General features: G+C 65.3%; 9 protein-coding genes. 2 read left to right on the top strand and 7 right to left on the bottom strand.

What is annotated here, in order from left to right; all coding sequences use genetic code 11:
• Window positions 1-154: 154 nt before the first annotated feature.
• From I6F28_RS18600 to I6F28_RS18575, 6 genes are all read right to left on the bottom strand, one after another.
• Window positions 155-457, bottom strand: coding sequence for a copper-binding protein (locus tag I6F28_RS18600; protein WP_109145202.1), 303 nt, complete (start codon window positions 455-457; stop codon window positions 155-157).
• Between the two features lie 17 nt (window positions 458-474).
• The gene (locus tag I6F28_RS18595) at window positions 475-930 is read right to left on the bottom strand and encodes a cupredoxin domain-containing protein (protein WP_192893338.1); all 456 of its coding nucleotides are present in this window, start codon (window positions 928-930) and stop codon (window positions 475-477) included.
• 32 nt (window positions 931-962) lie between these two features.
• Window positions 963-2,297 (bottom strand): multicopper oxidase family protein, encoded by a 1,335-nt coding sequence (locus tag I6F28_RS18590; protein ID WP_225140453.1) that lies wholly within the window; start codon window positions 2,295-2,297, stop codon window positions 963-965.
• Window positions 2,298-2,311: 14 nt separating this feature from the next.
• Window positions 2,312-3,739, bottom strand: coding sequence for a TolC family protein (locus I6F28_RS18585; RefSeq protein ID WP_225140452.1), 1,428 nt, complete (start codon window positions 3,737-3,739; stop codon window positions 2,312-2,314).
• A 9-nt stretch (window positions 3,740-3,748) separates the two neighbouring features.
• Window positions 3,749-4,030: a hypothetical protein gene (locus I6F28_RS18580; protein ID WP_225128773.1), complete on the bottom strand. Its 282-nt coding sequence runs from the start codon at window positions 4,028-4,030 to the stop codon at window positions 3,749-3,751.
• A 76-nt stretch (window positions 4,031-4,106) separates the two neighbouring features.
• Entirely contained in the window at window positions 4,107-4,529 is a 423-nt protein-coding gene (locus I6F28_RS18575; protein WP_249781961.1) for a hypothetical protein, read from the bottom strand.
• Here I6F28_RS18575 and I6F28_RS18570 point away from each other — a divergent pair.
• Together I6F28_RS18570 and I6F28_RS18565 are read left to right on the top strand one after the other, a co-directional pair.
• A complete protein-coding gene (locus tag I6F28_RS18570; protein WP_225140460.1) occupies window positions 4,504-4,749 on the top strand; it encodes a hypothetical protein in 246 nt (81 codons plus the stop codon). The genes I6F28_RS18575 and I6F28_RS18570 overlap by 26 nt on opposite strands.
• Complete coding sequence (locus tag I6F28_RS18565) at window positions 4,703-5,968, top strand: MFS transporter (RefSeq protein WP_225140459.1); 1,266 nt, start codon at window positions 4,703-4,705, stop codon at window positions 5,966-5,968. The genes I6F28_RS18570 and I6F28_RS18565 overlap by 47 nt, the downstream gene beginning before the upstream one ends.
• Here I6F28_RS18565 and I6F28_RS18560 read toward each other — a convergent pair.
• Window positions 5,965-6,372 (bottom strand): DUF4864 domain-containing protein, encoded by a 408-nt coding sequence (locus I6F28_RS18560; RefSeq protein WP_225140450.1) that lies wholly within the window; start codon window positions 6,370-6,372, stop codon window positions 5,965-5,967. The two genes, I6F28_RS18565 and I6F28_RS18560, sit on opposite strands and share 4 nt — an antisense overlap.
• Between the last annotated feature and the right edge of the window lie 64 nt (window positions 6,373-6,436).

The following is a 6,436-nucleotide window of genomic DNA, read 5'->3' as shown; positions in this document are numbered from 1 at the left end:
AGCTCAGACCGGGATGTTTCGGGGGCGGGTTGTCATTCCGGGGCGATGCGGAGCATCGAGCCCGGAATCCATCGGGCCGCAGGTATGGTGGTGAAATGGATTCCGGGCTCGCGCCAAGAGGCGCGCCCCGGAATGACGGGCAGGCGAGGCTGCCCTACTTCGCCTTCTGCATCTTGGTCACCGTGTAGCCCGACGACCCTTCCTCGGCCTCGAAGGTGATCTTGTCGCCGACCTTCACCTGCTTGAGCATGGCGGGATCCTTGACCCGATAGACCATGGTCATGGGGTCCTCCATGCCGAGGCTCTTGGCCGGGCCGTGCTTGAGCGTGATCTTGCCGGCGCCTTCGTCGATCTTCTTGACCTCGCCGCTGATCGCGGCGCCCTCTGCGGCGAGGGTTGCGGTCGCGAGGCCGACGCTCAGCGCCAGCGCGGCAGTGATATTGATGATGCGATTCATGTGGATCTCCTCTCGCGTTACTTCACGTTGACCTGGCCGACCATGCCGTACTCGCGGTGGTCGGGAATGAGGCACGAATATTCGAAGGTGCCGCGCTTGCTGAACTTCCAGAGGATCTCGGTCGTCTTCTTCGGTGCAAGCCGCGCCGCATTGGGCTCGTCGTGCTCCATGTGCGGATGCTTCTTCATCTGCTCCGCATGCGCGAGATTCTCCTTAGATGTGGCCAGCAGGAATTCGTGGTCCTCCTTGCCGACATTGCGCAGCACGAAGCGGATCTGCTCGCCGCGCTTGACCTCGATTTTCGCGGGCGTGTAGTCCATCTCGTTCATCAGGATTTCGATAGTGCGCGCGGGCTTCCTGGGATCGCCGGGCTCGCCGGCCGAATAGTTTCCGTGCCCGTGCTTGTCGTGAGCGAAGGCCGGCGCGGCCGAAAGTGCAGCCAGCGCGAGGGCGAGCTTGAGCGTGATCTTCATCGTAGTCTCCGGTTGGTGGTTCATCGAAACGCTCACATCTTGTGCTTCATCGGCGGACTGCCGGATTTCTGCCGCGCCGGCTCCGGGGCGGGTGCGGCGACTTCGTAGGCGACGGTGCCTGGCGGGAACTTGTACGGACCAGGATCGCGGTAATCGTCGCGCGCGAGGCCTTCGCGGATCTTCATCACGGTGAACATGCCGCCCATCTCGATCGGCCCGAACTGGCCGGTGCCCGTCATCATCGGCAGCGTATTGTCGGGCGCGGGCATCTCCATGTTGCCCATCGCCATGCCGGTCGAGCCCATGGCCATGCCGTCGGGCGCGAGCTTGCCGACGGCCTTGGCGAGGTCCTTGCGCGACACGCCGATCAGGTTGCGCACGTCGTGTCCCATCGAATTCATGGTGTGGTGCGACTTGTGGCAATGGAACGCCCAGTCGCCGGGATTGTCGGCGAGCACGTCGAACACCCTGATGGCGCCGACCGGGACGTCGGTGGTCGTCTCCGGGATCTGCGCGCTCTCTTGAATCCAGCCGCCATCGGTGCAGGTCACCGCAAAGCTGTGGCCATGCAAATGGATCGGATGGTTGGTCATGCTGAGATTGCCGATGCGCACGCGCACCTTGTCGCCGAGCCTGACCGGCAGCGGATCGATTCCAGGAAAGACCCGCGCGTTCCAGGTCCACATGTTGAAGTCCGTCATCTCATTGACGTGCGGCAGGTAGGTGCCGGGGTCGACGCGATAAGTGCTCATCACGAACACGAAGTCGCGGTCGACGGCGCGGAAGTTCGGGTCGCGCGGGTGCACGATGAACATGCCCATCATGCCCATCGCCATCTGCACCATCTCGTCGGAATGCGGGTGGTACATGAAGGTTCCGCTCTTCTTCATCTCGAATTCGTAGACGAAGGTCTTGCCGGGCTGGATGTGCGGCTGGTTCAATCCGCCGACGCCGTCCATGCCGCTCGGGATGATCATGCCGTGCCAGTGCACCGTGGTGTATTCGGGTAAGCGGTTGGTGACGAAGATGCGCACCTTGTCGCCCTCGACGGCCTCGATGGTCGGGCCCGGCGATTGCCCGTTGTAGCCCCACAAATTCACCTTCATTCCTTCCGCGAACTCGCGCACCACCGGCTCGGCGACGAGATGGAATTCCTTCCAGTCGCCGTTCATGCGGAACGGCAGCGACCACCCGTTCAGCGTCACCACGGGGCGATAATCCGGGCCGCTTGTGGGGTGCAGCGGCGGCTGCATCACCACCTTGTCCATGGTGGGCGCTTCCGGGATAGACGCGGCCTGGACGCGGCCTTGAATGGCCGATGCGCCGACAAGCGCGGCGGTGCCTAAAAATCCTCGGCGGGAAAACATCTTGACCTCCGTCTTTAGTGGCCGCCGCCTTCGGCAGGAACTGCCGCGGCGACATTGGTTGGATTGTCGCCTACGGCGGTGGGCAGACCGCCGCCGTTGACGGCGGTCTGCAGATCGGCCTGGGCGAGGAAGAATCTCTGCCTGGCGTCGATCGCGCCGCGCAGCGCCGCGAGGCGCTGCCGCGCTTCGGTGAGCAGCGCGAAGATGTCGACCTGCATGCTGGAGAAACGAAGCTGCATCTCCTCGGTGATGATCTTTCGCAATGGGATGATCTCGCGCTGGTAATGGCCGGCGATGTCGTAGGTGGAGCGGTAGACGCGATAGGCGTCGCGCGCCTCGGACCGCACATTGACGGCCCGCTCGGTCAGGCGGTTGAAGGCGAGGTTGTAGGTCTCGGCGGCTTGGCGCACGCGCACCTCGCCGCCGTCGAAAATCGGAATCTGGAACTGCAGGTCGAAGCCGCGCTCGCGGAACGGCGGCCCTTCCGGATCCTGGGTGCGACGGGAGATGCCGGCGAGATCGAGCAGCGTCACGAAGCGCGTCGCCTCGGTGAGGTTCAGCGCCTTCGCCAGCGCGGCCAGCTCCAGCCGCGCGATCTGCAGGTCGATCCGATGCGCCACCGCGTCGGCTTCGATCGTGGGGAGCGCCAGCGGCCGGCGCGGCAGCGGCGGCAGTTGATCGGGCAGGCGGAAGTCGAGACCGTCGTCCCAGAGCCCCATCAGGCGCGCCAGCCTTTCGCGCGCGCTTCCCGCCATCTGCCGCGCGGTGGCGAGGTCTGCGGTGGTCTCGGCATAGAACACCTGCTCGCGCGCTTGGTCGAGCTTGTTGAGCGAGCCGGTCTCGCCGAGCTTGAGCGCGAGCTGTGCGGTCGATTCCGCCGTCGCCTTTGCGTCGGTCAGCAGCCCCACCATCTCGTTGGCGGCAACCGCACGGACATAGGCGCGGCGAACGTCCGAGGCGAGCCGCAGCGTCGCCAGCGCGGCGCGCAGCTGCGCACCGCGGAAGCGTTCGCGGGCGATCTCGGAACGGAACGGCAGGGTGGCGAGCGCGAGGATATCGCCGACCACCTGACGCTCGATCTCGCTGGCGCCATTGCCCGTGATGCGAGAGACCGCGAACACCGGATTGGCCGGCAGGCTCTGCTCGACCAGCTCGGTCTCCGCCAGCGCCAGCTCGTTGTAGACTGCCTGCAGTCCCTTGTTGTTGAGCAGCGCGATCTGCACGGCGGCGTCAACGCTGAGCGTGCGCGAGAGCAGCTGGCGGACGCGGGCATCGACCGCGGCGGCGCCCTCGGCCGAGCGCACGAAAGCGACGTCCTTGTTGATGGCCTGGCTCGTCAGATCCGAGACCGCGCTCATGCCCCTGTCGGGCGAGAACGCGGCGCAGCCGGAAAGTCCGAGCGCCGCGAGCACGAGCAGGCCCCGCGCAAAATGCTGTGACATGGCGCGCTCCTACCGCTCTTGCTTCGGCTGCGGCGTCACCGCCTCGTTGCGGCCGCGCCAGGGTGCCGGCGTCGCTGGCCGCAGGCTGGTATAGGGCGCGATGGTCGAGCGATAGGTTACGGGGGCCATCTTCGCCGCCGGATCGGCCGGATCCGCGCTGGCCATGTGCGTCGTTGCCGGCATGCAGCCGGACAGTGCCGGCGCGGCGAAGGCCAGCAGCAGCCAAATGAAACGAGAGTGTCGATCACCCACCGCAGATGCGGCAGATTTCGCCCCGGAAAGCGCAGCCATGTCTTAATTCCCGATCTGAATGACCACAGGTTCGCGCGCGCAAAAGTGCGCATCGAGCCGAAATCGTCGTGTCAGATCAGGCGATGGGAGGGCGGTAGTGCTGGGGCGGCGCCGCGCTGTGCAGGCTGGGCACGATCTCGGGCGCACAGGTCGACATCGGCCGGAGCGGCGTGGCGACGCTGGGCAGATCGGCCGGCAGCGCGCTGACGCACATCATCGCACAGCAGGGGCCCACTGTTCCCTTGCCGTCGTGATGATTCGGAGCAGGTGCGTCCTTTGCCGCGGTCTGGGAAGAGGTGCCCGCATGCTCGTGCGGAACGTCGCCATGGCTCGCAGCCATACCATGGCTCGCAGCCATGTGATGATGCGCCGGAACGAGGTCAGCCAAGGCCTCGTCGCCAAGGCAGGGCGCAGCACTGCCCCAGGCGAGGCTCGCGGCCGGCGCGAGCACGCAGAACAGATAGGCGAGGGCGATGATCCGCCCCACCCTGATCCGCATCGATCGCGTCAATCGCATCAACATTCCGCCGATAGGCTCCTCGCGCGGCAATGTTGCACACGCTTGTTGCAAACTAATGGCAAAAGACGCATTCGCCAAGAGCTTATTACCGCAGCGCACCGCGCATGCCCAATATCGCGGCAAGATGGTTGACCATGCGGCGGTCCGCGAACATGGTCCTGCCTGTGCACGCGCCAAATCATCCCGGGCAAACACCTGACGCCTTCACCCCTGACTCCCGTCAGGCCTGGGTGCGGCTCGTCATTGCCCTCCTGATCGGCTCGATCGGGGCCGTCGGCATGTGGGCGGTCGTGGTCGTGATTCCCGTGGTGCAGGTCGAATTCGGAGCCACGCGCGGCGCGGTGTCGCTGGCCTTCACCCTCATGATGTTCGGCTTCGGGCTTGGCGGTGTGATCGCCGGCAAGATCACCGACCGGTTCGGCATCGTGCCGGCGATGGCGATCAGCATCGCCTTCCTCGGCGTTGCCAATGTGCTCGCCGGGCTGTCGGGCCAGCTCTGGCAGTTCGTGGCGGCTTATTTCTTCATCGGGCTCGGGACGTCCGCGACCTTTGCGCCGCTGATGGCCGAAGCCTCGCACTGGTTCGAGCGCTATCGCGGTCTTGCCGTGACCATCGTCGCCAGCGGCAATTACGTCGCCGGCGCGATGTGGCCGCCGATCGTGAGCTGGGGCACGCAGGAGATCGGCTGGCGTTACACCCATATCGGCATAGGCATCGTCTGCGCCGGCCTGATGACGGTGCTGGTGCTGATCCTGCGCGCGCAGATGGGCCGCGACACCGTCCACGACCATGCCAACGCGCCGCCGCCGCGGGTCGATCTCCGGCTGTCGACGAATACGCTGACGGTGCTGCTCTCGATCGCCAGCATCTCCTGCTGCGTGGCAATGGCGATGCCGCAGGTGCACATCGTCGCCTATTGCGGCGACCTCGGTTATGGCGTCGCGCGCGGCGCCGAGATGCTGTCCCTGATGATGGGCTGCGGCATCATCAGCCGGATCGGCTCGGGCTACCTCGCCGACAAGATCGGCGGCATCTACACGCTGCTGGTGGGATCGCTGGCGCAGGGCTTTGCGCTGGTGTTCTATCTGTTCTTCGACAGCCTGACCTCGCTCTATCTGATCTCCGCGATGTTCGGCCTGTTCCAGGGCGGCATCGTGCCGAGCTATGCCATCATCGTGCGCGAGGCGATGCCGGCGAGCGAGGCCGCGACCCGCGTCGGCATCGTGATCTTTGCGTCCGTGTTCGGCATGTCCTTCGGCGGCTGGGTGTCCGGCGTCATCTTCGATGCCACCGGCTCGTATGCCGCAGCGTTCGCCAACGGCGTCGCCTGGAATGCGCTGAACATCGGCATCGTCGTGCTGCTCTTGATCCGCGCGCGGACGGGCTCGGTCAAGACCGGCCCGGGCTTTGCCACCTAAACGGCCTGTCCCGCCTTCAGCAGCGAGCAGCCGGTGATCTTGTAGCTGCCGTCGCCCTGCTGCTCGAGTGTGTAGAGCGCCTCCCAGGCCTCGCCATTGGCATCGATGATATGGACGCGCTGGGCGATCCAGCCGCCATCGCTCTTGCTCTCGCCAAATTCGAAACTCTTGTGACGATAGACCGGCGCGTAGCCGTTCTGCACCATGGACATGAAGATGTCGGGTGCGGGAAAGATCTCCTTGATCGCCGGTGCAGCATAGGAATAAGCGGCCGTCGCATCGTCGCGAACGAAGGCCTGCTCCTGGGCGCGGATGACGCTCTGGGCCGCCGCGACATCGCCGGCAAACGCTGAATGATGACAGGCAACAATGATGAGAGCGACCAGCAAGGCTGCGATGCGCATGACAGGCTCCGCGTTGAATACCCGGCGAAGGCGATCCTAGCACATCTGTGCCGCCAGGGCGTGT

This window comes from Bradyrhizobium sp. NBAIM14, assembly GCF_020193895.1.
Classification (GTDB): domain Bacteria; phylum Pseudomonadota; class Alphaproteobacteria; order Rhizobiales; family Xanthobacteraceae; genus Bradyrhizobium; species Bradyrhizobium yuanmingense.
Note: the sequence above shows the minus strand (reverse complement) of the source record. Positions and strands in the feature narration are given on the sequence as shown.